This window comes from Methylobacterium ajmalii (genome assembly GCF_016613415.1).
GTDB lineage: Bacteria > Pseudomonadota > Alphaproteobacteria > Rhizobiales > Beijerinckiaceae > Methylobacterium > Methylobacterium ajmalii.
Window position 1 is genome coordinate 64,011 of the sequence record NZ_JACWCT010000058.1, and the last position, 24,828, is coordinate 88,838.

The 24,828-nt window shown below is 72.3% G+C and carries 24 protein-coding genes; 13 read left to right on the top strand and 11 right to left on the bottom strand.

The window, feature by feature from the left end:
- Positions 1-25: 25 nt before the first annotated feature.
- The 3 genes from amaB to HPY23_RS10640 all read right to left on the bottom strand — a co-directional run bounded on the left by amaB (position 26) and on the right by HPY23_RS10640 (position 4,153).
- Complete coding sequence (gene amaB / locus HPY23_RS10630) at positions 26-1,567, bottom strand: L-piperidine-6-carboxylate dehydrogenase (protein WP_091883604.1); 1,542 nt, start codon at positions 1,565-1,567, stop codon at positions 26-28.
- Between the two features lie 72 nt (positions 1,568-1,639).
- Entirely contained in the window at positions 1,640-2,947 is a 1,308-nt protein-coding gene (locus tag HPY23_RS10635; protein WP_091883603.1) for an SLC13 family permease, read from the bottom strand.
- 171 nt (positions 2,948-3,118) lie between these two features.
- Complete coding sequence (locus HPY23_RS10640; RefSeq protein ID WP_048429215.1) at positions 3,119-4,153, bottom strand: aspartate-semialdehyde dehydrogenase; 1,035 nt, start codon at positions 4,151-4,153, stop codon at positions 3,119-3,121.
- 440 nt (positions 4,154-4,593) lie between these two features.
- On the opposite strand from HPY23_RS10640, the gene HPY23_RS10645 reads away from it, so the two are divergent.
- Together HPY23_RS10645 and HPY23_RS10650 are read left to right on the top strand one after the other, a co-directional pair.
- Complete coding sequence (locus tag HPY23_RS10645) at positions 4,594-5,502, top strand: hypothetical protein (protein WP_091883601.1); 909 nt, start codon at positions 4,594-4,596, stop codon at positions 5,500-5,502.
- A 98-nt stretch (positions 5,503-5,600) separates the two neighbouring features.
- Positions 5,601-6,014, top strand: a complete 414-nt coding sequence (locus HPY23_RS10650; protein WP_048429213.1) for a hypothetical protein — start codon at positions 5,601-5,603, stop codon at positions 6,012-6,014.
- Between the two features lie 96 nt (positions 6,015-6,110).
- Here HPY23_RS10650 and HPY23_RS10655 read toward each other — a convergent pair whose 3' ends face one another.
- The 3 genes from HPY23_RS10655 to HPY23_RS10665 form a co-directional block, all read right to left on the bottom strand.
- Positions 6,111-6,689: an LOG family protein gene (locus HPY23_RS10655; RefSeq protein ID WP_091883599.1), complete on the bottom strand. Its 579-nt coding sequence runs from the start codon at positions 6,687-6,689 to the stop codon at positions 6,111-6,113.
- Positions 6,690-6,906: 217 nt separating this feature from the next.
- Entirely contained in the window at positions 6,907-8,013 is a 1,107-nt protein-coding gene (gene leuB / locus HPY23_RS10660; RefSeq protein WP_091883598.1) for a 3-isopropylmalate dehydrogenase, read from the bottom strand.
- 70 nt (positions 8,014-8,083) lie between these two features.
- Positions 8,084-9,025 carry a polyprenyl synthetase family protein gene (locus HPY23_RS10665; RefSeq protein WP_058619591.1) on the bottom strand — a complete coding sequence of 314 codons (942 nt, stop codon included), beginning with the start codon at positions 9,023-9,025 and terminating at the stop codon, positions 8,084-8,086.
- A gap of 259 nt (positions 9,026-9,284) precedes the next feature.
- Here HPY23_RS10665 and mtgA point away from each other — a divergent pair, with 259 nt between their 5' ends.
- From mtgA to HPY23_RS10680, 3 genes are all read left to right on the top strand, one after another.
- Complete coding sequence (mtgA, locus tag HPY23_RS10670) at positions 9,285-9,908, top strand: monofunctional biosynthetic peptidoglycan transglycosylase (protein ID WP_236012732.1); 624 nt, start codon at positions 9,285-9,287, stop codon at positions 9,906-9,908.
- A gap of 74 nt (positions 9,909-9,982) precedes the next feature.
- Positions 9,983-10,996, top strand: a complete 1,014-nt coding sequence (locus HPY23_RS10675) for a DUF4424 family protein (RefSeq protein WP_091883596.1) — start codon at positions 9,983-9,985, stop codon at positions 10,994-10,996.
- 132 nt (positions 10,997-11,128) lie between these two features.
- Positions 11,129-11,470 carry a hypothetical protein gene (locus tag HPY23_RS10680; protein WP_060846769.1) on the top strand — a complete coding sequence of 114 codons (342 nt, stop codon included), beginning with the start codon at positions 11,129-11,131 and terminating at the stop codon, positions 11,468-11,470.
- A gap of 81 nt (positions 11,471-11,551) precedes the next feature.
- Here HPY23_RS10680 and HPY23_RS10685 read toward each other — a convergent pair whose 3' ends face one another.
- Positions 11,552-12,793: an argininosuccinate synthase gene (locus HPY23_RS10685; RefSeq protein WP_048429208.1), complete on the bottom strand. Its 1,242-nt coding sequence runs from the start codon at positions 12,791-12,793 to the stop codon at positions 11,552-11,554.
- A gap of 188 nt (positions 12,794-12,981) precedes the next feature.
- On the opposite strand from HPY23_RS10685, the gene HPY23_RS10690 reads away from it, so the two are divergent.
- Positions 12,982-13,608, top strand: coding sequence for a 2-hydroxychromene-2-carboxylate isomerase (locus HPY23_RS10690; RefSeq protein WP_060846765.1), 627 nt, complete (start codon positions 12,982-12,984; stop codon positions 13,606-13,608).
- Positions 13,609-13,612: 4 nt separating this feature from the next.
- Here HPY23_RS10690 and HPY23_RS10695 read toward each other — a convergent pair whose 3' ends face one another.
- Both HPY23_RS10695 and HPY23_RS10700 read right to left on the bottom strand, forming a co-directional pair.
- The gene (locus tag HPY23_RS10695) at positions 13,613-14,053 is read right to left on the bottom strand and encodes a DUF421 domain-containing protein (protein ID WP_060846764.1); all 441 of its coding nucleotides are present in this window, start codon (positions 14,051-14,053) and stop codon (positions 13,613-13,615) included.
- 103 nt (positions 14,054-14,156) lie between these two features.
- Complete coding sequence (locus HPY23_RS10700) at positions 14,157-14,678, bottom strand: hypothetical protein (protein WP_048428121.1); 522 nt, start codon at positions 14,676-14,678, stop codon at positions 14,157-14,159.
- A 165-nt stretch (positions 14,679-14,843) separates the two neighbouring features.
- On the opposite strand from HPY23_RS10700, the gene HPY23_RS10705 reads away from it, so the two are divergent.
- The 3 genes from HPY23_RS10705 to HPY23_RS10715 all read left to right on the top strand — a co-directional run bounded on the left by HPY23_RS10705 (position 14,844) and on the right by HPY23_RS10715 (position 18,239).
- Positions 14,844-16,019: an acyltransferase family protein gene (locus HPY23_RS10705; RefSeq protein ID WP_091883595.1), complete on the top strand. Its 1,176-nt coding sequence runs from the start codon at positions 14,844-14,846 to the stop codon at positions 16,017-16,019.
- Complete coding sequence (locus HPY23_RS10710) at positions 16,016-17,497, top strand: dipeptidase (RefSeq protein ID WP_091883593.1); 1,482 nt, start codon at positions 16,016-16,018, stop codon at positions 17,495-17,497. Before HPY23_RS10705 ends, HPY23_RS10710 begins: the two co-directional genes overlap by 4 nt.
- 205 nt (positions 17,498-17,702) lie before the next feature.
- On the top strand, positions 17,703-18,239 hold the full coding sequence (locus HPY23_RS10715) for a DUF2087 domain-containing protein (RefSeq protein ID WP_091883592.1): 537 nt from the start codon (positions 17,703-17,705) through the stop codon (positions 18,237-18,239).
- Positions 18,240-18,342: 103 nt separating this feature from the next.
- Here the strand turns inward: HPY23_RS10715 and HPY23_RS10720 are convergent, their stop codons facing one another.
- Entirely contained in the window at positions 18,343-18,555 is a 213-nt protein-coding gene (locus HPY23_RS10720; protein WP_060846760.1) for a hypothetical protein, read from the bottom strand.
- Between the two features lie 195 nt (positions 18,556-18,750).
- On the opposite strand from HPY23_RS10720, the gene HPY23_RS10725 reads away from it, so the two are divergent.
- From HPY23_RS10725 to HPY23_RS33545, 4 genes are all read left to right on the top strand, one after another.
- Positions 18,751-19,707 carry a glycine--tRNA ligase subunit alpha gene (locus HPY23_RS10725; RefSeq protein WP_091883590.1) on the top strand — a complete coding sequence of 319 codons (957 nt, stop codon included), beginning with the start codon at positions 18,751-18,753 and terminating at the stop codon, positions 19,705-19,707.
- Positions 19,708-19,792: 85 nt separating this feature from the next.
- On the top strand, positions 19,793-21,907 hold the full coding sequence (glyS, locus tag HPY23_RS10730; protein ID WP_060846758.1) for a glycine--tRNA ligase subunit beta: 2,115 nt from the start codon (positions 19,793-19,795) through the stop codon (positions 21,905-21,907).
- Positions 21,908-22,063: 156 nt separating this feature from the next.
- Positions 22,064-22,270 (top strand): hypothetical protein, encoded by a 207-nt coding sequence (locus HPY23_RS10735; RefSeq protein ID WP_060846757.1) that lies wholly within the window; start codon positions 22,064-22,066, stop codon positions 22,268-22,270.
- A 104-nt stretch (positions 22,271-22,374) separates the two neighbouring features.
- Positions 22,375-22,509, top strand: coding sequence for a hypothetical protein (locus tag HPY23_RS33545; protein WP_268926681.1), 135 nt, complete (start codon positions 22,375-22,377; stop codon positions 22,507-22,509).
- Between the two features lie 87 nt (positions 22,510-22,596).
- Here the strand turns inward: HPY23_RS33545 and HPY23_RS10740 are convergent.
- Positions 22,597-24,828 (bottom strand): PBP1A family penicillin-binding protein (locus HPY23_RS10740; RefSeq protein ID WP_200649603.1); only part of this gene is annotated, 2,232 nt, incomplete at its 5' end.

Here is a 24,828-nt window from a genome sequence, read left to right on the forward strand (position 1 = left end):
GGGCCGCCACCGCCGGCCCCCGTCCTCACACCTCGAACGTCACCCCCTGCGCCAGCGGCAGGGTCTTGCCGTAATTGATCGTGTTGGTGGCGCGCCGCATGTAGGCCTTCCAGGAATCCGAGCCCGCTTCGCGGCCGCCGCCGGTCTCCTTCTCGCCGCCGAAGGCCCCGCCGATCTCGGCCCCCGACGGGCCGATATTGACGTTGGCGATGCCGCAATCCGACCCCGAGGCCGACAGGAAGATCTCGGCCTCCGACAGGTCACGGGTGAAGATCGACGAGGACAGGCCGGCCGCCACCGCGTTCTGGGCGTGGATCGCTTCCTCAAGCCCGGTGTAGCGAGTCACGTATAGGATCGGCGCGAAGGTCTCGCGGCGCATCGGGCCGGTCTGCTCGGGCATCTCGATGAGAGCCGGGCGGACATAGGCCGCTGCCTCGCCGCGGATGTCGCGCAGGCGCTCGCCGCCATGCACCGTGCCGCCGATGGCGCGGGCCTCGTCGAGGGCGCGCGCCATGCCGTCGGCGGCATGAACGTCGATCAGCGGGCCGATCAGGGTGGCGGGGTCGCGCGGATCGCCGATCCGCACCGAGCCGTAGGCGGCCTTCAGGCGCGGCACCAGCGCGTCGTAGACGCTGTCATGCACGAAGAGCCGCCGCAGGGTGGTGCAGCGCTGGCCGGCGGTGCCCATCGCCGCGAAGGCGATGGCGCGCAAAGCCAGGTCGAGATCGGCCGAAGGCGCCACGATGGCGGCGTTGTTGCCGCCGAGCTCCAGGATCGCCCGGGCGAAGCGGGCGGCGAGCTTCGGCGCCACCTGCCGGCCCATCGCGGTCGAGCCGGTGGCGGAGACGAGCGCCACCCGCCCGTCCTCGACCAGCCGCTCGCCGAGTTCCCGGCCGCCGATCAGGAGGCCGAGCAGGCCGTCGGGTGCGTCCGACCCGAAGCGCCTCACCGCCTTCGCGGCGAGCGCGTGGACGGCGAGCGCGGTGAGCGAGGTCTTCTCGGACGGCTTCCAGATGACCGGATCGCCGCAGACGAGCGCCAGCGCGGCGTTCCACGCCCAGACCGCGACGGGGAAGTTGAACGCCGTGATGACGCCGCAGACGCCCAGCGGGTGCCAGACCTCCATCATCCGGTGGTCCGGCCGCTCGGTGGCGATGGTGAGCCCGTGCAATTGCCGCGACAGGCCGACGGCGAAGTCGCAGATGTCGATCATCTCCTGGACCTCGCCGAGGCCCTCCGAGAGGATCTTTCCGGCTTCGAGCGTCACGAGGCGGCCGAGATCGTCCTTGTGGGCGCGCAATTCCTCGCCCAGCAGCCGCACCAGCTCGCCGCGGCGCGGGCCCGGCACCCGGCGCCAGGCGAGGAAGGCTTGCGATGCCTGCGCCAGCGCCGTTTCGGCCTCCGCGGCGGTGGTCTCGCGGACTGTCGTCACCACGCCGCCGTCGATCGGCGAGCGCGCCGGCAGGCCGCCCTCTCCGCCTTCCGCCGCGAAGGCCGAAGCCGGGACGCCGAGGCGCTCCAGCACCGCCAGGGTGTCGTCGCGGACGGACAGGATGGTGGGGGCCATGGGGGATGTGCTCCGGCGGATCTCAGATCGGCGCGGACACTGCGACAGCGCCGCCCGCAGGGCAACCCGGGCTCACAGCCACCCGAGGGCGCGAAACCAGAGGATGTCGAGGGGCACCAGGACCACGGCGGTGACGGCCGCCACCGCGAGGCAGAGGCGCAGGCCGTCCCGGGCCGGGACACGCCCCATGCCCATCGCCACCACGACCGGCGAGGCCTGGTAGGGCAGGAGCGGGGTCGCGTAGCCGATCACCTGCACCATCAGCACCGTGGCGAGGGGCAGGCCGCTGGCTTCGGCGAGCCCGTGGGCGAGGGGTGTGAACAGGGCCGGGACCCCGTTCGCCGTCACGACGACGTTGAGCACTGTCGCGAGGCCGAGAAGGCCCGCGACGCTGGCAGCCGGCCGCGCCGGATCGAGGGGCAGCCAGGGCAGCAGCGCCTCGCCCACCCGGTCGCCCAGCCCGGTGCGGGCCACGAAGGCGGCAAAGCCCAGGATGCCGGCGATGTACAGGCAGGTGCGGACGTTGACCCCGGCGGCGAACTCGTCGCCGGACAGGAAGCCCACCCGCGGCAGTAGGCACAGGCAGGCCGCGGCGAGGCCGATCCAGGCCGCCGAGACACCGTGAAGGGAATCGGTCATCCAAAGGACCAGGGTGGCAATGAGCAGGATCGCCAGCCGCACCTCCGCCGCGCTCACCGGGGCGGGCGCCGGTCCGGCGGCGACGGGCGCGAGGGGACCGGGCGCGAAGAGCTGGACGACGCAGCCGGCGAGAACCGCCCCCTTCAACAGCCCCAGGACCGGCGCGTGCAGGGCGAGATAGGGCAGGTAGGCGAGACGGATCCCGTAGGCGCTCTCGGCCGCCCCGACCATGACGAGGTTCGGCACGTTGGCCGGCAGGATGCTGGCCGAGAGCTGGAACGTGCCGAAGCCCACCACCAGGGCGAGGCCGGTCCTGCCGCGCCCCTGCGCCGGCAGCCCGGCCCGGTCGGCGAGTGCCATCACCACCGGCATCAGCACGGCGATGCGGCCCATGTTGGAGGGCATGACGAAGGCCAGCGCGTAGGTGAGCCCGACCGTGCCGGCGACGAGGGCCGGCCAGGAGCCGACGAGGCGCGGCGCCAGGAGACCGGCGACCCTATCGGCGAGGCCGACCTTGCGGATCGCCGTCCCGATCACGAAGCCGCTCAGCACCAGCCAGAAGGCCGAGGATGAAAAGCCCGAGAAGATCACCTCGGGGGCTGCGAGCCGCAGGATCGTGGCGGCGGCGAAGAACAGCAGCGCGGTGAGGAATTCGGGCAGGAGGGCGAAGGCCCACAGCCCGATCGTCGCGGCCGCCAGCAGGGCCGGCAACACGAGGCCGCCCGCCATCGTCATGTCCATCGCAGAGCCTTCCCGTCATCTCGTCGGGGGCAGCGTCCGGTCTGGGCGGGTGGAAGAAAAGACGTGATCGCGGAAGGCCGGCTTCGTGCCGTGCGAAGGCCGGGCGTCGCTGATCCCGGTCCTTTCCTCGCGGAGCAGGGCGGCCCTCCCTCGAGGGGAGGGCCGGGCGCGTCACGCCGCCTTCTGCTTGGGCGAGATCAGCTTGCGGTTGATCAGCACCTCGGCGATCTGGACCGTGTTGAGGGCCGCGCCCTTGCGCAGGTTGTCCGACACGCACCAGAACGACAGGCCGTTCTCGACCGTGATGTCCTCGCGGATGCGCGAGATGTAGGTCGCGTCCTCGCCCGCCGCCTCGTGGGGGGTGATGTAGCCGCCGGGCTCGCGCTTGTCGTCGACCAGGATGCCGGGCGCCGAGCGCAGGATCTGGGTGGCTTCCTCGGCCGAGAGCGGGCGCTCGAACTCGACGTTCACCGCCTCGGAGTGGCCGATGAACACCGGCACGCGCACGCAGGTCGCCGTCAGCTTGATCTTGGGGTCGAGCATCTTCTTCGTCTCGGCCACCATCTTCCACTCTTCCTTGGTGGAGCCGTCCTCCATGAAGACGTCGATGTGCGGGATGACGTTGAAGGCGATGCGCTTGGTGAACTTCTGCATCTTGACCTCGCCGGCGGTGAACACCGCGCGGGTCTGGTTGAACAGCTCGTCCATCCCTTCCTTGCCGGCGCCGGAGACCGACTGGTAGGTCGCGACGACGACGCGCTTGATGGTGGCGGCCTCGTGCAGGGGCTTCAGCGCCACGACGAGCTGCGCGGTCGAGCAGTTTGGGTTGGCGATGATGTTCTTCTTGGTGAATCCCACCACCGCGTCGGCATTCACTTCGGGCACGATCAAGGGCACGTCGGAATCGTAGCGGAAGGCCGACGAGTTATCGATGACGACGCAGCCCTGCTGGCCGATGCGGGGCGACCACTCCTTCGAGGTCTCGCCGCCGGCCGACATCAGGCAGATGTCGGTGTCGGAGAAGTCGTACTGGTCGAGGGCCTGGACCTTCAGGGTCTTGTCGCCGAAGGACACTTCCTGGCCCAGGCTGCGACGGGAGGCGAGCGCCACCACGGTGTCGGCCGGGAAGGCGCGCTCGGCCAGGATGTCGAGCATCTCGCGGCCCACATTGCCGGTGGCTCCGACGACGGCAACCTTGTAACCCATCTCAATCGCTCCAGTTCGGACTAACTCCTCCCCGGACGATCTCAGGCGGGCTTCGGGTAAGCCCGGCCTCCGTCCGCCACGGACGGGGAGGGATCCGAGGACGACGCGAGGCTTCAGCCGGCGGCGGTAATCGCCGTCGTGGCTTTGCGTTTCGTCGTGGTCGACACGAGCCGCATGGCGCGGGGTCAGTCCTCGAAAGGCGCACCCGAGACGGGGTGCGCGAGCGCGCACAGCAACAGCCCGAACACGACGACCTGTCAAGGGGTGAATGGCGGACCGGATCGGGAGCCGGCGACAGATTCCGCAACCCGTCACGCGTTAGCGTGCCGTTCACCCTGACTCGCGCCGCCTGAGGACAAGCCGGGCCGGGTCAAGGAAATCGCTAAAATGCGATGCGACTCTTGGTTTCGCGAGATTGCGCGAACCGAAGGAGCGAGCCCGTGCGGCACAGGCCGGACTTCGACGACGCCGCCCTGGCGCGGGCGGGCCGAGCCCTCGTGCAGGACATCGGTGTCCAGGACATCGGTCCCGTCGAGCCGCTGCTGCCGCGGCCCTTGTCCCGCGCGGAGCCCCGCCGGCTCTCGCGCGGCGCCTGGCGCCTGCGTGCGCTGGCCCGCACCCTCGGCGCCGCCGGGGTGATCGCGCTGCTCAGCGTGCTCGCCAGCGAGCGGCGCCTCGCCGACCCGCCGCTCGCCGCCGAGCCGGCCGCCTTCGTGCCGCGCTACGCCGCTCCCGCGGTGGCGCCGCCGGCCTGGCGCGAGGCGGCGGCCGACCGCTACCGCCTCGGCGAGGCGACCGTCAGCGCCCGCACGCAGCCGGGCCTGCGGGAGGACACCCTGACCGCCGGCGAGTTCGCGGTCCAGGAGGCGCCGTACCTGCGCCTCGTCGCCGCCGAGTCCTCCGGACCGGACGGGGAGGGGAGCCTGTTCGTCACCCTGGCCCGCCGGGCCGCGGAGGCCGGCGGCCTCTCGGTGGTGCGCACCGGCGAGCGTGGCCAGGTGTCGAGCCGGTTCGGCGCCCTCGATACCGTCGACGCGACCCTGGCGGACGGCGAGGGGCGGCGCGCCTGCACGGCGTTCCGGATCACGGCCGCCCTGCGGCTCGAAGGCTGGCTCTGCGCCCCCCTGGGTCAGCTGCCCGAGCCGCAGGCGGTCGCCTGCACGGTCGAGCGCCTCACGGCGCTGCCGGGAGCCGACCTGCCGGCGCCGCTCGCCGCCATGCTGGCCGGCCCGCGCATGGCCGCGTGTCCGCCGGAGGAGCCGGCCACCACCGCGGCGGTGCCGGCGCCCCGCCGGGCGATCCGCAAGAATGCGGCGAGAGTGCGGCATTCGCGACCGGCTTCGCCGTGAGGTGGAACCTCGGCCGCGCTCGCACGTCTTTTTCCCCATAGGCGTCGTTTCTTAACGAGTGCGACGCTACCCCTGGCGACGTTCAGCAAAGGTGCGTCATGCGCTTCCAGACTCTCGCCCTGACCGGGCTTCTCTCCCTCGCGGCCCTGGGCGCCGGCACCGCTGCCTCGCAGGCGCAGGACAGCTACGTCATCCGCAGCTACAAGGACGGCCAGGGCCTCGCGATCCGGGTGCGCCCGCGCAGCTGGCTCGATGCCGGCAACGTGGTCGAGGCGAATTCGGGCGCGACCGGCAACCCGGCCACCAACCCGCACTTCATCACCGCCTCCTACCTGAATTCGCCGCCCTACATCGCCAACCGCGAGCGCTTCGGCGGCGCCGGCATCCTGCCCGACCCGATCACCAACGGACCGTTCATCGGCGCCCGCCGCACCGCCGTCACGGTGGACCTCTCGGCGGTCGACTACCTCGATCCGACCTCGCCGCTGTCGCGGGCCCGCTACGGCTACTGAGCCGGGCGGCACGATCCGGATGCGCGACGGGCCCCGAAAGCGGCCCGTTTCCATGTCCGCGTCACGCGATCCTCGCGGCAGAGGGGCTGTAGGCCGTTACCGCTCCTCGGCCTTGACCCACTTGATCACCCGCGGCGGCTCGTAGGCGCGGATCCGCGCCACGAGGTCGGCCGGTTCGGTGCCGACGATCAGCATCGCCCGGTGCGGCTCGCGCACGAAGCCCTCCTCAACCACGGAGTCGAGGAAGCCCAGCAGCCCGTCGTAGAAGCCGCCGGCATTGAACACCGCGAGCGGCTTCCTGTGGTAGCCGAGCTGGGCCCAGGTCCAGACCTCGAACATCTCCTCGAAGGTGCCCAGCCCCCCGGGCAGCGCCACGAAGCCCTCGGCGAGGTCGGCCATCATCGCCTTGCGCTCGTGCATCGAGGCGACGACGCGCAGATCGGTCAGGCCGCGATGCGCGGTCTCCTTCTCGACCAGGGCCTGGGGCATGATGCCGGTGACCCGGCCGCCGGTACCGAGCGCGCCGTCGGCCACCGCCCCCATCAGCCCGACCTTGCCGCCGCCATAGACCAGCTCGATCCCGGCTTCGGCGAAGTGGCGCCCGAGCGCGGTCGCCGCCTCGCGGTAGAGCGGACGGGCCCCGTCGCTGGAGCCGCAGAACACGCAGAGACGCATGGTGGTTCTTCCTGTCGATCGAAAACCGGGATCGGCTTGAACGTCATCCCATCCACGGCCTCATCCTGAGGTGTCGGTCGATCGAAGATGGACTGACCTCGAAGGAGGGCTCCAGAAACCGGTGTGACTTCTGGAGCCCTCCTTCGAGGCCCACTGACGTGGGCACCTCAGGATGAGGCCGCGGGTGGGAGTGACCGTATCGCGGCCCAGCGAGATCTCAGCCCGCCAGCGCCTGCAGCTCGCGCACGATGGCGTCGCCCATCTCGGTCGTGCCGACCGCGTTGGTGCCCGGCCCGGCGATGTCGCGGGTGCGGGTGCCGGCGGCGAGCGTGCGGGTGATCGCGCCCTCGAGCTGGTCGGCGGCCTCGAGCAGGCCGAACGAGTAGCGCAGCGCCATCGCCAGCGAGCCGATCATGGCGATCGGGTTGGCGAGGTTCTGGCCGGCGATGTCGGGGGCCGAGCCGTGGACCGGCTCGTAGAGGGCGCGCCGCGTGCCGTTCTCGACCGCGCCGAGCGAGGCGGAGGGCAGCATGCCGAGCGAACCGGTCAGCATCGCGGCCACGTCCGACAGGATGTCGCCGAACAGGTTGTCGGTGACGAGCACGTCGTACTGCTTGGGGTTGCGCACGAGCTGCATGGCGCAGTTGTCGGCCAGCACGTGCTCCAGCCCGACGTCGGAATATTGCTCGGCATGGAGCTTGGTGACGGTCTCCTTCCACAGCACGCCGGTCTTCATCACGTTGTGCTTCTCGGCCGAGGCGACCCTGTTGCGGCGCTTGCGGGCGAGGTCGAAGGCGACCGCGGCGATCCGCTCGATCTCGCCGGTGGTGTAGATCTGGGTGTCGACCGCGCGCTTCTGGCCGTCCTCCAGGGTCACGATCTCCTTCGGCTCGCCGAAATAGACGCCGCCGGTGAGCTCGCGCACGATGACGATGTCGAGGCCCTCGACCAGCTCGCGCTTGAGCGCCGAGGCCTCGGCGAGCGCCGGGTAGCAGATCGCCGGGCGCAGGTTGGCGAACAGGCCCAGGTCCTTGCGCAGGCGAAGCAGGCCCGCCTCGGGGCGCTTGGCGTAGGACACGCCGGCCCATTTCGGCCCGCCGACGGCGCCGAACAGCACCGCGTCGGCGGCCTTGGCCCGGTCCATCGCGGCTTCCGACAGCGGCACGCCGTGGGCGTCGATGGCAGCACCGCCGACGAGGTCGGTCTCGGTCTCGAACTGCGCGATCCCGGCGCGGGTGAACCAGGCCAGGACCTTGGAGACTTCCTGCGCCACCTCGGGGCCGATGCCGTCGCCGGGCAGGAGCAGGATCTTGTGCGTGGCCATGGCGTGGATCTTTCAAACCGGGAAGAGAGGGGAGGGCGGGAGGCGGTCCCCCCGCGGGAATCGAGGGATTTTAAGACTTTCGGGCGACGGTGAAGCGGGCGGCCTCGCACAACGTCGCGGCGGCCTCGCCCCAGGGCTTGAGCGCGGTCTCGCACTCGCCCACCAGGCGCTCGCACTCGGCACGCGCCCCGTCGAGGCCGAGGCGGTCGACGAGGGTGGCCTTGCCGGCATCCTTGTCCTTGCCGGTGCGCTTGCCCATCGCCTCGGAGGAAGCCTCGCGGTCGAGGATGTCGTCGGCGACCTGGAAGGCCTGGCCGAGCGCGCGGCCGTAGGCGAGAAGCGCGCGGCGCTCCTCGGGCGAGGCGCCGCCGACGAGCGCGCCGGCATCGACCGAGAAGGCCAGGATGGCGCCGGTCTTCATCGCCTGGAGCTGGAGCGTGGCGTCGACGTCGAGATTGGCCGGGCCGAAGCGCCCCTCCGCCCCGAGATCGAGGAGCTGGCCGCCGACCATGCCGCCGAGGCCCGAGGCGCGCGCGAGGCCGAGCACCAGTTCGGCGCGGATCAGCGGATCGGCCTGCCAGGCCGGATCGGCGACGATCTCGAAGGCCAGCGTCTGGAGCGCGTCGCCGACCAGGATCGCCGTCGCCTCGTCGTACTTCTTGTGCACGGTCGGCTGGCCGCGGCGCAGGTCGTCGTCGTCCATCGCCGGCAGGTCGTCGTGGACGAGCGAGTAGCAATGGACCAGCTCGACGCCGGCGCCCGCCGCCATCGCGCCCTCGAACGGGCCGCCGAGCATCCGGGCGGTCTCGATCGCGAGGAACGGGCGCAGGCGCTTGCCGCCGTTGAGCACGGCGTGGCGCATCGCCTCCATCAGCCGGGGCGGCCGGGCGATCTCGCCCGCCTGCACGCCGTCGCCGAGGCGCTCGGCGAGGAAGCCTTCGGTGCTCTTGGCGACGGCGGCGAGCCGCGCCGTGAAATCGCCTGCCTGCGGGTATCCTGTGGTGCCGGCCATCGTATTTTCCTGGGGACGGCCCGGCGTCGTGTGCTGCGGGGCCCGCGTTGACGTCATGGTGTCCTCGTATCGACGGGCACGCCGAGAGGAGGGTCGGATTCAGGAGCCGCGCGTCACGGCGGACCGCGACGGGGCTGGCCGGGACGGGAACGTCCTGCGGCCGCTGCGCCGCCTGGAGCCGAGCCACGCGCCGGTCGCCGGCAGCGCGACGCGGGCCCGCGGGCGGCGGGTGCTGCGCGCCGTGCTCCTCGTGCCCGTCATGGCGGTCGTCCTCGTCCTGGTCCTGGCGCTCGTCTATCGCGCGCTGACCCCGCCCTCAACCCTGATGCTCGGCCGCTGGGTCACGCTCCAGCCGGTGAGCCGCATCGCGGTGCCGCTGGAGGCGATCGCCCCGGCGCTGGTCCAGGGCGTCGTCGCCTCCGAGGACCAGCGCCTGTGCCTGCACGGCGGCGTCGACTGGGACGCGCTGTGGAGCGTCGTCGACGACGAGGACGGCCCGAGCCGCGGCGCCTCCACGGTGACGATGCAGACGGTGAAGAACGTCTTCCTGTGGCCGGGACGCTCCTACCTGCGAAAAGCTCTCGAGATCCCGCTGGCGCTGATGGTCGACTTGGTCTGGGGCAAGCGCCGGACGATGGAGATCTACCTCAACGTCGCCGAGTGGGGCGAGGGGATCTTCGGGGCCGAGGCCGCCGCTCGGCACTGGTTCGGCAAGTCGGCCCGCGACCTCACCCGGGGCGAGGCGGCGATGCTGGTCGCCATCCTGCCCAACCCCATCCTGCGCAACCCGCGCCGCCCGACCCGGGGCTTGCGGGCGATCGCGAACCGGATCCAGGGGCGGACGAGCGGGATCGGGGGCCTGAGCCAGTGCGTGCGGCCGTGACGTCCCGTGCCGGAGGCATCTATCCGCGGCGTCCGCCTTGGGACGTCGCGATCATTTCGAGGCGGGAGAGAGCGATGGCGGGCCGCAGAGTTCGTGCGATCCGGGCCGCCGGCATCGGGGCCATCGCGTTCCTGGCGGCGTCGCTCCCCGTGCCGGCCCGGGCCAACGACAGCGCCGCCGCCCTCGACGCCGGCGGCCTCGTGCTGGTGCGCGACCCGGACATCGCGCTCGCCAGCGAGGACCTGCGCATCGGCCTCGACCGCATCACGGTCGACTACGTCTTCCGCAACCGGGCCTCCGCGCCCAAGACCGTGCGGGTCGCCTTCCCGCTGCCGGCCATCGACGGGGCGCAGCTCGCGATGAGCGCGCTCGACCTGCCCCATGCCGACCGGGCGAACTTCGTCGGCTTCACGGTGACGGTCGACGGCGCGCCGGTGACGCCGCTCCTGGAGGAGCGGGCCCATCTCGGCACGAACGAGGTGACCGGTTTGCTCGCCCGCCACGGCCTGCCGCTCAACCCGCTGCGGCGCGCGGACCTGGCGGCGGCGCTCGCGCGCCTGTCGCCGGCGGTGCTCGGGGAGCTGGAGAAGGCCGGCCTGCTCTCGGAGGCCAAGGCCGATGCGGAGGGCCTGTGGCGCAGCGAGGCGAAGTTCCACTGGGAGCAGACCTTCCCGGCCGGCCGCGAGCTGCACGTCTCCCACGCCTACGTCCCCGTCACGGGCAACCACCTGCTCTCGCGCGAGGAGGCGGCCACCCCCGCCTACCGCGCCCGCTACTGCCTCGACGAGGCCGGCCTCGCCGGGGTGCGGCGCCTGATCGCCGCCTCGCCGATGAAGGAGCAGGGCCTGACCCGGGCGATCGAGGTGCCCTACATCGTGACGACGGCGCGCAACTGGGCCGGGCGCATCGGCCGCTTCACCCTGACGGTGGACAAGGGCAGCCCGGCCGCGCTCGTCAGCTTCTGCCGCACCGGCGTGCGCAAGACGGGACCGACCACCTTCGTGTGGGAGGCGACGGATTACGCGCCGGATTCCGACCTGCGGATCCTGATCGTCTCGAACGACGACGGAGCCTTCGGCATCCGCTGAGCCGGCCCGTCGCCCCGCGGTTCACGCGACTTTCCCTCGCGGCCGCCCGGAACGGGGCTGGCGCGGCGGCCTTTCCCCCCGTAACACGGCCCCGCCCGCCCGAGCGGCGCGGCCCTTGAAAAGGGAAGCACGATGTTCACTCTCGAGATCGACGGCACGGCCGTCGCCATCATCCGGTCGAACGAGGAGCGGGCCCGGGAGCTTCTCGAGGTCGAGGGTTTCCAGGACGACCTGCGCACCATGAAGAGCGATGGCCGCCCGCTGTGGACGGGCAAGGTCGAGTCGCTGAAGCTGCGCCCCGCGACCGAGGACGAGGTCGAGACCTTCGAGGACTCGATGGACGACGAGGATTTCGAGGACGAGGACGAGCCCAAGGCCGCCAATGACAGCCAGGGCGAGACCGACGACGAGGACGAGGAGGACGACGTCGACATCCTGTTCCTCGTCGACATCGACGACGAGGACGAGGCGTAAGACGCCCCGCGGCCGGCGTCCCGCCGGTCGCATCTTTCCTGTCCGAGGCCCGCTCCGTCGCCGGAGCGGGCCTTTTTTCGCCTACGCGCCCAGCTTGCGCTTGCGCTGGCCGAGCGTGCGCAGGCGCAGCGCGTTGAGCTTGATGAAGCCCGCCGCGTCGCGGTGGTCGTAGGCGACCGCGCCCTCCTCGAAGGTGACGAGGTCCTGGTCGTAGAGCGAGTTCGGGCTCTCGCGGCCGATGACGTGGACGCCGCCCTTGTAGAGCTTCAGCCGCACCGTGCCGGTGACCATCTCCTGGCTCTTGTCGATCAGCGCCTGGAGCATCTCGCGCTCGGGGCTGAACCAGAAGCCGTTGTAGATCAGCTCGGCGTAGCGCGGCATCAGCTCGTCCTTGAGGTGCGCCGCGCCGCGGTCGAGGGTGATCGACTCGATCGCCCGGTGGGCCGGCAGCAGGATGGTGCCGCCGGGGGTCTCGTACATGCCGCGGCTCTTCATGCCGACGAAGCGGTTCTCGACGAGGTCGAGGCGGCCGATGCCGTTGGCCCGGCCGAGCTCGTTGAGCTTGGCGAGCAGTGTGGCCGGCGACAGCGTCTCACCGTCGATCGAGACCGCGTCGCCGCGCTCGAAGCCGATGGTGATGATCGTCGGCGTGTCGGGCGCCTCCTCGGGCGACAGGGTGCGCGAGTAGACGTAGTCGGGAACGTCCTGCGCCGGATCCTCCAGCACCTTGCCCTCGGAGGAGGCGTGCAGGAGGTTGGCGTCGACCGAGAACGGCGCCTCGCCGCGCTTGTCCTTGGCGATCGGGATCTGGTGCTGCTCGGCAAACGCGATCAGCGATTCGCGCGAGCGGAAATCCCACTCGCGCCACGGGGCGATCACCGTCACGTCGGGCTTCAGCGCGTAGTAGCCGAGCTCGAACCGGACCTGGTCGTTGCCCTTCCCGGTGGCGCCGTGGGACACAGCATCCGCCCCGACGCGCTCGGCGATCTCGATCTGCTTCTTGGCGATCAGAGGGCGGGCGATCGAGGTGCCGAGCAGATAGATGCCCTCGTACTGGGCATTGGCCCGGAACATCGGGAAGACGTAGTCGCGGACGAATTCCTCGCGCAGGTCCTCGATGAAGATGTTCTCGGGCTTGATGCCGAGCAGCTCCGCCTTCTTGCGGGCCGGCTCCAGCTCCTCGCCCTGGCCGAGATCGGCGGTGAACGTCACCACCTCGCAGCCATAGGTGGTCTGGAGCCACTTGAGGATGATCGAGGTGTCGAGGCCGCCCGAGTAGGCGAGCACGACCTTCTTCACGCGCTTCTGGGGCTGGTCGGACATGCGGGTCGGGCCTCGAGCAAAAAGGGAACTGAGTGAACGCGCCGGGGCTTAACAGCCCGGCCCGGCCGCGTGCAACCGCGTTGCCGAACTCCTCGCTCCGGCCCGTGGCGAAGCGACGCCCGGACCGGCGCTTGTGGGCGGGGCGCGCGGACGCGAAGGTGCCGGCTTCAGCCACACGGAGGGGTGCGATGCCGCGCGGGCCCACGCTCGAATTCTGGTTCGAGTTCGCGTCGACCTATTCCTACCTCGCCGCCATGCGGATCGAGGCGCTCGCCGAGGCGGCCGGGGTCACCCTGCGCTGGCGCCCGTTCCTGCTCGGGCCGGTCTTCGCCGCGCAGGGCTGGACCTCCTCGCCGTTCAACCTCTACCCGGCCAAGGGCCGCCACATGTGGCGCGACCTCGCCCGCGAGGCCGCCCGCCTCGGCCTGCCGCCTGTGGTGCGGCCCGAGAGCTTTCCCCAGAACAGCCTGGCGGCGACCCGGGTCGCGGTCCACGGCGCCGAGGAGCCGTGGATCGGGACCTACGTCCGGGCGGTCTACGATGCCGAGTTCGCCCGCGGCCAGTCGATCGCCGAGCCCGCCGCGGTCTCGAACCTCCTCAACGGCCTCGACCTCGACGGGCCGGCGCTGATCCGCGCCTCGACCCAGGAGCCGGTGAAGAGCCGCCTGCGCTCGATCGGCGAGGAGGCGAAGTCCCGCGGCCTGTTCGGCGCCCCGACCTTCCTCACCGAGGACGGCGAACTGTTCTGGGGCAACGACCGGCTGGAGCAGGCGCTCGCCTGGGCGATGGGCGAGCGGTCGGCGGGGATGCGCTGAGCCTCTACTCCTTCTCGAGGATCGACACCGTGCCGTCGCGTTCGACGACCGCGACCGCGACCTTGTCGAGGTCGTCGAGCTTCTCCTGGCGGGCGGCGGTGCGGATGTCGGCCTGCTGCATGCGCAGGCGGCGCATCGCGGTCTCGTTCCAGCGGCCGTCGCGGAACACCACGATCGGGGTGCCGTCGACGATGCGCTCGAACCAGACGAAGCGCAGCTTCAGCCACGACACCGCGACGTGCATCAGCCCGACGGTGAAGAGCGCGCTCATCGCGCCGACGAACGAGCGGTCGTCGCCCAGCACGGCGCTGACCGAGAGGCCGCCGAACAGGAAGAGCACCACCATGTCGATCGGCGCCTGCTGGCTCGCGGTGCGGCGCCCGATCAGCCGGATCACGAACAGCACGATGATGTAGGCCGCCGCGGCCTTGAGGACGGTATTCATCGCTAGAGCATTTTCCGACGAAGTGGAAACCGGTTCGTCGCAGAAAATGCGACAAAACAATGGCTTAGAGAGCTTCGCGATTGCAACGTGATCGTGGAGCGCGTTAGGGCACCGCGAATTGCGACCAGGACAGGGTCTCGCCCTCGTCGAGGCGAGCGGTGAGATCGACGGCGCCGCGGAAGCTCGGCGAGCCGGTGAAGCGGATCACCGCGTGCGTCTCGCCCTTGATCACCGGGAAGACGAGGCGGATGTTGCCCCCCGCCACCTGCCAGGTCTGGGGCCGCGGCGTGATGCTCTCGAGCCCGAACAGGTCGACGAGCTCCTTGGCGATCGTCACCGCGACCTGGTCGCCGCCGGGCGGCACCCGGGTGTCGAGCCGCACGATCGTCGGCGCCCCGAACCGGGCCACCGGCTCGTAGTGGATCACGATCGACCCGTCGCGGTTGGAGCGGGTGTGCTCGCTGAGGGGGCCGCGCCCGAGGAGGCCGAGGGCGCAGACGACCACGAAGGCCAGCATCAGCCAGCGTCCGGCGAGCTCCGCCCGGCGCCAGCGATCCTCGAAGCCGGGATAGAAGCCGGCGGCGATCTCCTCGCGCATCGGCGGATCGTCATGGATGACCTTCACCGGGACCCCTCTCGTCGCGGGCGCCCCGTCGGCAGCGTCTCGCCGGGTCGCAGGCGACCGGACATAGTGCCCCCGCGTCATCCGGCCATCATCGGGCGCGGAGCGGCTGGTCCCGCGCCCGGGCCGGACCTACAATCGAACGCTGCGTCAACCGGCCCCGCGACGATGCCAGGCACCGCCCGCCCTTCCCCCGCCGAGCCGGCCGGGCGCCTCGTCGCGCTCGACCGGATGCGCGGGTTCTTGGTCGGCCTCGTCGTGCTGCACCACGCGGTGCTGGCCTACTGCACCTTCGGCCATGTCGACCGGGTCCACTACGCCCTGTCGACCGCGCCGATCGTCGATTCCGCGCGCTGGATCGGGTTCGATTACCTCGTCATGCTGAACGACGGCTTCTTCATGCCGCTGCTGTTCGGGCTCTCGGGCCTGTTCGTCCGGGACGGCCTCGCGCGGCGCGGCGCGAAGGCCTACCTGCGGGCCCGGCTATCGCGCCTCGGCCTGCCGTTCTGCGCTGCCGTCCTCACGCTGATGCCGCTCGCCTACTACCCCTCGTTCCTCCAGGCCGGTGGCGCGCCGGGTTTTTCGGATTTCTGGCTCGCGACGGTCACGACCGGGCCCTGGCCGAGCGGCCCGCCCTGGTTCATCGGCGTCCTGCTGCTGTTCGACGCCGGCGCTGCCCTGATGGTCGCGCGCGGACCGGCGCTCCCGCGAGCCGCGGACCCATGGCGGCCGGGTCGGTGCTTCGCGGTGCTCGTCGCCGTTACGGCGGCGGCCTTCCTGCCCTTCCTCCTCGCGGTCGGCCCGGTCCGCTGGTTCGCGATCGGGCCGCTCGCCGTCCAGGGCAGCCGCATCGGCCTCTACGCCGCCTACTTCGCCGCCGGGGCCTGGCTCGGACGGGGCGGCGGGGCCGCGGTCGCCGGCTTCGGGCGGGCGCTCGCCCGTCGTTGCGGGCTCTGGGTCGCGCTCGCGGTCGCGGCTGGGGCGGCCTTCCTCGCGGCGCCTCAACTCGGCCGGGCCCTGCACCTGCCGGGCTTCGCGACGCTGGCGCTCGTGGGCGCGGTGCAGGCGGTCTTCTGCACCGCCGCCTCCTTCGCCCTGCCGGCCGTCTTCCTGCGCGTCGCCGGAGGCCGTCGCCCGGCCCTCGACAGCCTCGCGGCGAACGGCTTCGCGATCTACCTGCTGCACTATCCCGTGGCGACCTGGGTGCAGGCCGGTTTGCTCAGGCTGACGGCCGGTGCCGTCGCGAAGGGGTGCGCGGCCTTCGCGGTCGCGCTGGCGGGCAGCTGGGTCGCCGCGGCGGCGCTGCGGCGGCTCCTGCTCGTCGGACGGAGACTCGTGAAATGACCGCGCCGCTCCCACCCGCGCCGCTCCTGCCCTGGACCGCGCTCATCGACGGCTCGGCCGACCGGGCCGATGCGCGCCTCGTCACCGTCGCCGGCTGGCCGGTCGCCGCGACGGAGGCGGCCGAGGCGCGCTATTGCCTGCTCGTGCCGGAGCCCGCCTGCTGCGGCGGCTGCCTGCCGGGCCATCCGGCCGCCTGCATCGAGGTGCGCGCCGACGCGCCCGTCCCGCTCGACGGCCGGGCGGTGACCCTGCACGGCCGCTTTCGCCGCCTGCACGACGATCCGTGCGGCTGGCGCTACCGGCTCGACGCCGCCGTGGTCGTGCCCGACCGCGCGCCGCCTCGTCCGGGCTTCTCCCATCGGGGCCTCTCCCGCCGCGGCCTCGTCGCGGCGGCCTCGTTCCTCTGCCTGCCGGTCGCGGCCGCCGCGCAGGATGCCGCGCCGGCCGCCGCATCCGAGGCCGCGACCGACGCGGTGACCGAAGCCCGCCGCGCGCGGGCCGCGGCCTTCCTCGTCGCGCGCCCGACGATCGACTGCCACAGCCATGCCGGCCGCGTGCTGCGGGTGCGGGAGGCGGAGGGGCACGCGCCCTTCACGCCGCTGGCGGGGCCGATGCGGGCCGGCGGCCTCGCGGTCGCCTGCCTGGCGATCGTCTCGGATTCGCCGACCCACCGGGTGACGCCGGAGGGCCGCATCCGCGCCTTCCGCGAGCCCGAGCCGGGCGAGCTGCGATCTTACGCCGAGCGGGGCTTCGCCCGCCTGCACGCCCTGGTGCGCGAGCAGGGTCTGCGCCTGGTGCGCAACGCCGCCGACCTCGCGGCGGCCCGGGCCGCCGAGCCTGCGATCCTCGTCGCCGCGGAAGGCGCGGATTTCCTGGAGGGCGATCTCGGCCCCCTCGAGGAGGCATACCGGCGGGCGGACCTGCGCCACCTCCAGCTCACGCATTACCGGGCGAACGCGCTCGGCGACATCCAGACCGAGCCGCCGGTCCATGGCGGCCTGACGGCGTTCGGCGCCGCGGTGATCCGGGCGTGCGAGGCGCTGGGGGTGATCGTCGACGTGGCGCACGGAACCGAGGCGCTGGTGCGCCGCGCGGCCGAGGTGGCGACGAAGCCCCTCGTCCTCTCGCACACCTCGCTCACGACGCGGCCGCGGCCCTGGACCCGCCGCATCACCCCCGCCCATGCCCGGATCGTCGCGGCGACCGGCGGCGTCATCGGCCTGTGGCCGCCCGCGGGCCTGTTTCCCGACCTCGCGGCCCTGGCCGAGGGTATCGCCCGGATGGCGGATGTGGTCGGGGCGGACCATGTCGGGCTCGGCACCGACATGATGGGCCTCGTCGGCCCGAGCGCCCTGCCGGATTACGCGGCCCTGCCCGACCTCGCCGCCCACCTCCTCGCCCGGTTCACCCCGGACGAGACCGCCGGTATCCTCGGCGGCAACTACCTGCGAGTGGCCCGGGCGTGCCTGGCGGCGTGAGGCGCGCCGGGGCCGCCCGCAGGGAGTTGCCGCGGCGGGCAAACCCGCTACGATGGTTTTTGGGTCGGCAGTCACCCAGGCGTCACCGCCCCGCGGAGGGGAGCTAAACCTGCCCGTCGTCCTTCGGCATGCCCTCGTTCCCGTGCCGCGTCGCAAGCCGGTGACCCTCGACACCTGATCCCAGGTCGGCATCCGGAGACGAACCGTGCCGAGAGACCCGATCCCCTTCGCGACCCGCGACGTGTCGGCGCTGGCCAAATCCCTGCGCGCCCAATGGGCGTCGCGGGCGAGCCCGCCGAGCCACGTCGAGATGCTGAACATGCTGGCCCGGGCCGCCGGCCACCGCAACTTCCAGCACTTCCGCGCCCGGGGCGACCAGCGGCCGCCGGGCCCGCCGGAGCCTGCCGCCGAGGCCGATCCCTCGGCGGTCCTGCGCGCCGCCCGCCACTTCGATCCCGAGGGGCGGCTGCGGAGCTGGCCGGCGCACCGGTCGATCCAGGACCTGTGCCTGTGGGCGGTCTGGGCCCGGATCCCGGCCGGGTGCCGCTTCGACGAGCGCGAGGTCAGCGCGCGCCTTACCGCGCTGCACCTCTTCGGCGATCCGGCGATCCTCCGGCGCACGATGTGCCATATCGGTCTGATGACGCGCACGCCCGACGGGCGCGAGTATCGCCGCATCGAGCGGTCGCCGTCGCCCGAGGGTGTGGCGCTGATCCGGCTTCTGCGCGCCCCGGCGCACTGATCTCGCTCGTGTGAACCCGGCATTCCGCCCGTACCGGACGCGATCCCGGAGCCGCAACAGCAGGCTTCGGGATCGCGGGCGGCGTGTCTGGCGTCGTCGCCCGTTACCGCCCGCAGGCCGGCGTGCCGTAGCCGGCATAGACCACCCGCACATTGCGGCAGGCGGGGGCCGGCGCCTCGGCGGCTGCGGGCTTGGCCGCCTCGACGGCGGCCGTCGGCTCGGCCTTCGGGGCATCCGCGCCCGCCCGCACCACCAGCGGGGTCGCGACCAGGGAGAGCAGTGCGGCGGCGGCGACCAAGGTCAGGCGGTGGGTCACGGACAGTCTCCCCTAGTCTTGCACCGCGCCCGGCGGCATCGTGTTCGGATCTGTACTGTCAACGAGCTTGACCGTTTTTCGGTTCCAGCCCCGCTTCGGGTTCGTGCGGGGGCGCACGCGCGCTTGACTCGGGCGCCGCCGGTTCCCAAGGGTCGCGGCACGATCCGACCCCGCCCGAGCCGCAAGCCCCCGCCCATGACCGCCACCGACGCCGACCTCCAGCCGACCCGCTCGTTCCAGGGCCTGATCCTGACGCTCCAGCGGTTCTGGGCCGCGCAGGGCTGCGTGATCCTCCAGCCCTACGACATGGAGGTGGGCGCCGGCACGTTCCATCCGGCCACCACCCTGCGGGCGCTGGGGCCCAAGCCCTGGAAGGCGGCCTACGTCCAGCCCTCGCGCCGGCCGAAGGACGGGCGCTACGGCGAGAACCCGAACCGGCTCCAGCACTATTACCAGTTCCAGGTCATCCTGAAGCCGAACCCGCCGAACCTCCAGGAGCTGTACCTCGCGTCGCTCAAGGCGATCGGCGTCGATCTCGCGCTCCACGACATCCGCTTCGTCGAGGACGACTGGGAGAGCCCGACGCTCGGCGCTTGGGGCTTGGGCTGGGAATGCTGGTGCGACGGGATGGAGGTGAGCCAGTTCACCTACTTCCAGCAGGTCGCCGGCTTCGAATGCTCACCGGTCGCCGGCGAGCTGACCTACGGCCTCGAGCGCCTGGCGATGTACGTCCAGGGTGTCGAGAACGTCTACGACCTCAACTTCAACGGCCGCGAGGGCGACGAGAAGGTCACGTACGGCGACGTCTTTCTGCAGGCCGAGCAGGAATACTCCCGCCACAACTTCGAGGCCGCCGACACCGAGATGCTCTTTCGGCAGTTCCGCGACGCGGAGGCTGCCTGCCGCGCCTACCTCAAGGCCGGCGAGCCGGGGGCGGATAGCAACGATCCGCGCCACCGCATGGCGCAGCCGGCCTACGACCAGTGCATCAAGGCCAGCCACGTCTTCAACCTGCTCGACGCGCGCGGGGTGATCTCGGTCACCGAGCGGCAGAGCTACATCCTGCGGGTGCGCGAACTGGCAAAAGCCTGCGGCGAGGCCTGGCGGCGCACCGATGCGGGCGGGCTCGCGGGCGAAGCGCCCGCCGCCTGACATCCGCGCCGCCCGGCGCTACACACCCGCCAATTCCCTTCTCCCGATTCCGGGCCCTCCCGACGGAGTGCCTCGAGGCCGCCCGATGCCCGACCTGCTGCTCGAACTCTTCTCCGAGGAAATCCCCGCCCGCATGCAGCGGCGCGCGGCCGAGGACCTGCGCAAGCTCGTCACCGACGCGCTGGTCGAGCGCGGCTTCCTGTACGAGGGCGCCAAGGCCTTCGCGACGCCCCGCCGTCTCGCCCTCCACGTCGCCGGCCTGCCGGCCCGCGGCCAGGACGTGCGCGAGGAGCGCAAAGGGCCCCGCGTCGGCGCCCCCGAGGGGGCGGTCCAGGGCTTCCTGAAGAGCGCCGGCCTCGCCAGCCTCGACGAGGCCAAGGTCGTCTCCGACCCGAAGAAGGGCGAGTTCTACGTCGCGGTGATCGAGCGGCCCGGCCGCGAGACCATCGAAGTCCTGGCCGAGATCATCCCGGCGATCGTCAAGAGCTTCCCCTGGCCGAAATCGATGCGCTGGGGCGCGGCCTCGCGCGAGCCCGGCTCGCTCCGCTGGGTCCGCCCGCTGCACTCGATCGTCGCGAGCTTCGGTCCCGAGACCGAGACGCCCGAACTGGTGCCCTTCGCCATCGACGGGGTCGAGGTGGGGTTCACCACCCGCGGCCACCGCTTCCTGGCGCCGCAGGCGATCGAAGTGCGCCGCTTCGCCGATTACCTGCCGGCCCTCGAGCGGGCCTTCGTGGTGCTCGACGCCGACCGGCGCAAGGACATCATCCTGCACGATGCCCGCGACCTCGCCTTCGCGCGCGGCCTCGACCTCGTCGAGGACGAGGGCCTGCTGGAGGAGGTGGCCGGCCTCGTCGAGTGGCCGGTGACCCTGATGGGCGCCTTCGACGAGCGCTTCCTCGCCATCCCCCCGGAGGTGATCCGCGCGACCATCCGGGCGAACCAGAAGTGCTTCGTGCTGCGGGGCGCCCCCGGCCCCGACGGGCGCGAGCGCCTGGCCAACGCCTTCATCCTGGTCTCGAACCTGGTGGCCTCCGACGGCGGCGCCGCGATCGTCGCCGGCAACGAGCGGGTGGTGCGCGCGCGCCTCTCCGACGCGGCGTTCTTCTGGGAGACCGACCGCAAGACCCGGCTGGAAGACCGGCTGCCGAAGCTCGGCAACATCGTCTTCCACGAGAAGCTCGGCACACAGGCCGAGCGCGTCGAGCGGATCGCGGCCCTCGCCCGGGCGCTGGCGCCGGTCGTCGGGGCCGACCCGGATCTCGCCGAGCGGGCGGCGCGGCTCGCCAAGGCCGACCTCGTCACCGAGATGGTCGGCGAGTTCCCCGAACTGCAGGGACTGATGGGCCGCTACTACGCGGCCGAGCAGGGCGAGGACCCGGCGGTCGCCGCGGCGATCGAGGACCATTACAAGCCGCTCGGGCCCAGCGACCGGGTGCCGTCCGAGCCGGTCTCGGTGGCGGTGGCGCTCGCCGACAAGCTCGACACGCTGGTGGGTTTCTGGGCGATCGACGAGAAGCCGACCGGCAGCAAGGACCCGTATGCCCTGCGCCGCGCGGCGCTCGGCGTGATCCGGCTCGTCCTCGCCAGCGAGGCGCGGCTCTCCCTGCGGGCGCAGATCGCCGCCGCGTCCGCCGGCCACGGGCGGGACGCGGGCACCTTCGCGGACGACCTCCTCGCCTTCTTCGCCGACCGGCTGAAGGTCTACCTGCGCGACCAGGGCGCCCGCCACGACCTCATCGATGCCGTCTTCGCGCTTCCGGGTCAGGACGACCTCCTGATGGTGGTGCGCCGGGTCGAGGCGCTCGGCCGCTTCCTCGACACCGAGGACGGCAAGAACCTGCTCGCCGGCTCCCGTCGCGCCGCCAACATCCTGCGGATCGAGGAGAAGAAGGACGGCCGTGCCTACGACGCGGCGCCGGACCAGGGCCTCCTGCGCCTGCCCGAGGAAGCGGCCCTGGCCGAGGCCCTGCGGACGGCCGGCGCCGAGGCGGGAAAGGCCGTGGCGGTGGAGGATTTCGAGGGGGCGATGCGGGCGCTCTCGACGCTCCGCGCGCCGGTCGACGCCTTCTTCGACAAGGTGACGGTGAACGCCGACGAGCCGGCCCTGCGCGCCAACCGGCTCGCGCTCCTCAACGCGCTCCGGGCGGCGACCCGGGAGGTCGCGGACTTCTCCCGCATCGGCGGCGAGGGCCGCTGAGAACCGCTCGCGGGCGCGGCGCCGTGAGAACGACGCCGTGAGCCAATCCGCGTCTCCCGCGTTTTTCCCGGCGGGAGAGGGCGGCCGCCCCCCTTCTCCCACGGTCCCCCCGGGGGCCGGCGGATCGACACGGCGCGGCGAGGGACTTTGACTGCGATGCACCAGGACGCCATCCGACCGCACCGGGACAAGCCGGGAGTCTCGGCCCGCGGCATCGTGCTCACCCTGCTCGGAGTCGTGATCGGCACTGCCGGCTACTACGCCTCCTGGCGCTACCAGACCCCGCTCGGCACGATCGGCGGCATCGCCGGTCTGGCGCTCTGCGTGATCGGCACCAGCCACGGCCACGAGGGCGGGCATTAGAGCGGCAGACCGGCGCGCCTGCGGCACGATGCGCCGCGGGCGCAGTCGATCCGGCGGGAGGCGAGGGATGTTGGTCGGCACAACCCTGACACAAGGAGTGCGCGATGAACGCCAATTCCCCCGAGCACCGCGTCGGTCACGACGTCGATTCCGTCGATCAGGTCAGCAGCGTCACGCTGCTGGGCTTCGCCGTCGTCGGCGCGGCCCTGACGGTCGCCCTCAACGCGATGCTGATCTGACGTGACCACCCCGTGGGGGGGCGGCGCGAGCGCCGTCCCACAAGGTCATTCCGTCTCCCCGGCGATGCCCGAAGGCAGCCAGCCTAATCACCGCCGCCAGATGCCGATGCGGTTCGACCGGGCCTGCTCCTCGGCGGCGAGGAGGTCCGGGGTGGCGTCGGCGCTGGCGCGGCCGCCACCGTTGAACAGGATCAACTCCGACAGGTCCTGGCCGTCGAGGGAGCAGCGATAGGCGCCGCCCTCGGCCGGCGCGCAGGCGACGTCGCGGCGGCGCAGGTAGCGGCCGAGCTCGCGGGCGTTGCGGCCCGACAGGCCCTCGACCCCGGTGAGCCGCACGGTGCGCCCGTCGAAATCGAGGGTGCCGGTATCGACCACCGCGGGCGAGCCCCGCAGCACCGCGCGGCCCGCGGGATCCTGTCCGCCCCGCGGGTCCGCATCGGGCTCGGCGACGCTCGCCGTCTGCGGCGCCGGTACGGGGCGGGCGGCCTCGGGCCTGCCGGCGGACGGGGCTTTGCCGGCCTTGGCCCGCGCGGCCAGGGCTTGGGTGACGAAGTCGTGCCAGATGAGCGCCGGCATGTCGCCGCCGGTGACGCCGGCCATCGGCGTGTTGTCGTCGTTGCCGAGCCAGACCCCGACCACGAGGTCGCCGGCGAAGCCGACGAACCAGGCGTCGCGGCTGTCCTGGGTGGTGCCGCTCTTGCCGCCGGCGGGCACCGACACCCGGGCGTTCTTGCCGGTGCCCTCACGGATCACGGCGCTCAGCAGGTCGAGCATCCCGGTGCGGGCCGCCTGGTCGCGGGCCGGGGTCGGGGCGGTTTGCGGCCGCGTGTAGAGCGTCTGCTCGCGGGCGAGGATCTGGCGCACGCTGTAGGGCTCGACGGTCTCGGCGCCGGCCGCCACCGCCGCGTAGGCCCGGGTGATCTCGAGGAGGGTCGTCTCGGCCGAGCCGAGCGCGAGGCTCGGCAGGTTCGGCAGATCGGAGGTGATGCCGAGGCTGCGTGCCGTCTCGATCACCGCCGGGATCCCGACCGCCTCGGCGAGCTGCACCGCCACGGTGTTGATCGAGTGGGCGAAGGCGCTGCGCAGCGAGACGGCGCCGCGGTAGCGCCCGCCGTAATTCTCCGGCTCCCACTCGCCGATCTGGGTCGGGCGATCGACCATCGTCGAGTCCGGCCGATAGCCCTGCTGCAGGGCGGTGAGGTAGACGAAGAGCTTGAACAGCGAGCCCGGCTGGCGCTTGGCCTGGGTGACGCGGTTGAACTGGCTGTCGGCGTAGTCGCGCCCGCCGACCATGGCGAGGATCGCCCCGTCGGGCGCCATCGCGACCAGCGCGCCCTGCGAGACCTTGCGGCGCTCGCCGTCCTGGTCGAGGCGGCGCGCGATCACGCTCTCGGCGATGTTCTGGAGCGTCAGGTCGAGGGTGGTGCGCACCGTGGCGTCCGCCGGCCCGGTGCCGATCAGGCCGCGCACCGAATCGGCGACATTGTCGACGAAGTAGTTGGTGCCGACCGGCGTCTCCGTCGGCACACGCACGGTGGCGGGCGCGCGCTTGGCCGCCTCGGCCTCCGCGGCCGTGATCGCCCCGGTCTCCACCATCGCGTCGAGCACCTGGGCGGCGCGGCCCCGCGCCCCGTCGAGGTTGCGGTGCGGGGCGAGCTGCGAGGGCGCGCGCACGAGGCCCGCCAGCATGGCGGCCTCGCTGAGCGTCAGCTCCTTGGCCGGCTTGCCGAAATAGCGCTGCGCCGCCGCGTCCGCGCCGTAGACGCCGGCGCCGAAATAGGCGGCGTTGAGGTAGCGGGTGAGGATCTCGTCCTTCGGCAGCTGCGATTCGAGCCACAGCGACAGCACCGCCTCCTGCACCTTCCGCTTCAGGGTGCGGTCCTGCGACAGGTAGCTCATGCGCACGAGCTGCTGGGTCAGGGTCGAACCGCCCTCGCGGGTGCCGCCGGCGGCGGCGTTGCGGAAGGCGGCGCGCACGAGCCCGCGCAGGTCGACCCCGTGATGCACGTAGAAGCGCCGGTCCTCGATCGCCACGATCGCCTTGGCGAGGACCGGCGGCACCTCCTTAGGCGCGAGCTTGGCTCCCTTGATGACGCCGCGGGTGGCGAAGGCCTGCCCGTCGGCGGCGCGCACCACCAGGGCCGAGGCCGTGGGCTCGATGGTGAGCCCGCCATTCACCGGCAGGGTCGTGAGCGCGTAGAGCGTGTAGGCGAGGACGAGGCCGAGCCCGAGGGCGGCGGTGGCGGCAGCGACCCGCAGCCAGGGCACGCGCCGGGCGAAGGCGGCGGCCGGCCGCCAGGCCGCGGCGGTGGCGGCGGC

What these genes read in the sequence shown, in the direction of transcription:
- HPY23_RS10695 (WP_060846764.1), bottom strand. Translation starts at nt 14,053, where the DNA reads ATGAATACCGTCCTCAAGGCCGCGGCGGCCTACATCATCGTGCTGTTC.
- leuB (WP_091883598.1), bottom strand. Translation starts at nt 8,013, where the DNA reads ATGGCCACGCACAAGATCCTGCTCCTGCCCGGCGACGGCATCGGCCCC.
- HPY23_RS10690 (WP_060846765.1), top strand. Translation starts at nt 12,982, where the DNA reads ATGCCGCGCGGGCCCACGCTCGAATTCTGGTTCGAGTTCGCGTCGACC.
- HPY23_RS10725 (WP_091883590.1), top strand. Translation starts at nt 18,751, where the DNA reads ATGACCGCCACCGACGCCGACCTCCAGCCGACCCGCTCGTTCCAGGGC.
- HPY23_RS10685 (WP_048429208.1), bottom strand. Translation starts at nt 12,793, where the DNA reads ATGTCCGACCAGCCCCAGAAGCGCGTGAAGAAGGTCGTGCTCGCCTAC.
- HPY23_RS10710 (WP_091883593.1), top strand. Translation starts at nt 16,016, where the DNA reads ATGACCGCGCCGCTCCCACCCGCGCCGCTCCTGCCCTGGACCGCGCTC.
- HPY23_RS10635 (WP_091883603.1), bottom strand. Translation starts at nt 2,947, where the DNA reads ATGGACATGACGATGGCGGGCGGCCTCGTGTTGCCGGCCCTGCTGGCG.
- HPY23_RS10680 (WP_060846769.1), top strand. Translation starts at nt 11,129, where the DNA reads ATGTTCACTCTCGAGATCGACGGCACGGCCGTCGCCATCATCCGGTCG.
- HPY23_RS10665 (WP_058619591.1), bottom strand. Translation starts at nt 9,025, where the DNA reads ATGGCCGGCACCACAGGATACCCGCAGGCAGGCGATTTCACGGCGCGG.
- HPY23_RS10650 (WP_048429213.1), top strand. Translation starts at nt 5,601, where the DNA reads ATGCGCTTCCAGACTCTCGCCCTGACCGGGCTTCTCTCCCTCGCGGCC.
- amaB (WP_091883604.1), bottom strand. Translation starts at nt 1,567, where the DNA reads ATGGCCCCCACCATCCTGTCCGTCCGCGACGACACCCTGGCGGTGCTG.
- HPY23_RS10640 (WP_048429215.1), bottom strand. Translation starts at nt 4,153, where the DNA reads ATGGGTTACAAGGTTGCCGTCGTCGGAGCCACCGGCAATGTGGGCCGC.
- HPY23_RS10735 (WP_060846757.1), top strand. Translation starts at nt 22,064, where the DNA reads ATGCACCAGGACGCCATCCGACCGCACCGGGACAAGCCGGGAGTCTCG.
- glyS (WP_060846758.1), top strand. Translation starts at nt 19,793, where the DNA reads ATGCCCGACCTGCTGCTCGAACTCTTCTCCGAGGAAATCCCCGCCCGC.
- HPY23_RS10705 (WP_091883595.1), top strand. Translation starts at nt 14,844, where the DNA reads ATGCCAGGCACCGCCCGCCCTTCCCCCGCCGAGCCGGCCGGGCGCCTC.
- HPY23_RS33545 (WP_268926681.1), top strand. Translation starts at nt 22,375, where the DNA reads ATGAACGCCAATTCCCCCGAGCACCGCGTCGGTCACGACGTCGATTCC.
- HPY23_RS10655 (WP_091883599.1), bottom strand. Translation starts at nt 6,689, where the DNA reads ATGCGTCTCTGCGTGTTCTGCGGCTCCAGCGACGGGGCCCGTCCGCTC.
- mtgA (WP_236012732.1), top strand. Translation starts at nt 9,285, where the DNA reads ATGGCGGTCGTCCTCGTCCTGGTCCTGGCGCTCGTCTATCGCGCGCTG.
- HPY23_RS10675 (WP_091883596.1), top strand. Translation starts at nt 9,983, where the DNA reads ATGGCGGGCCGCAGAGTTCGTGCGATCCGGGCCGCCGGCATCGGGGCC.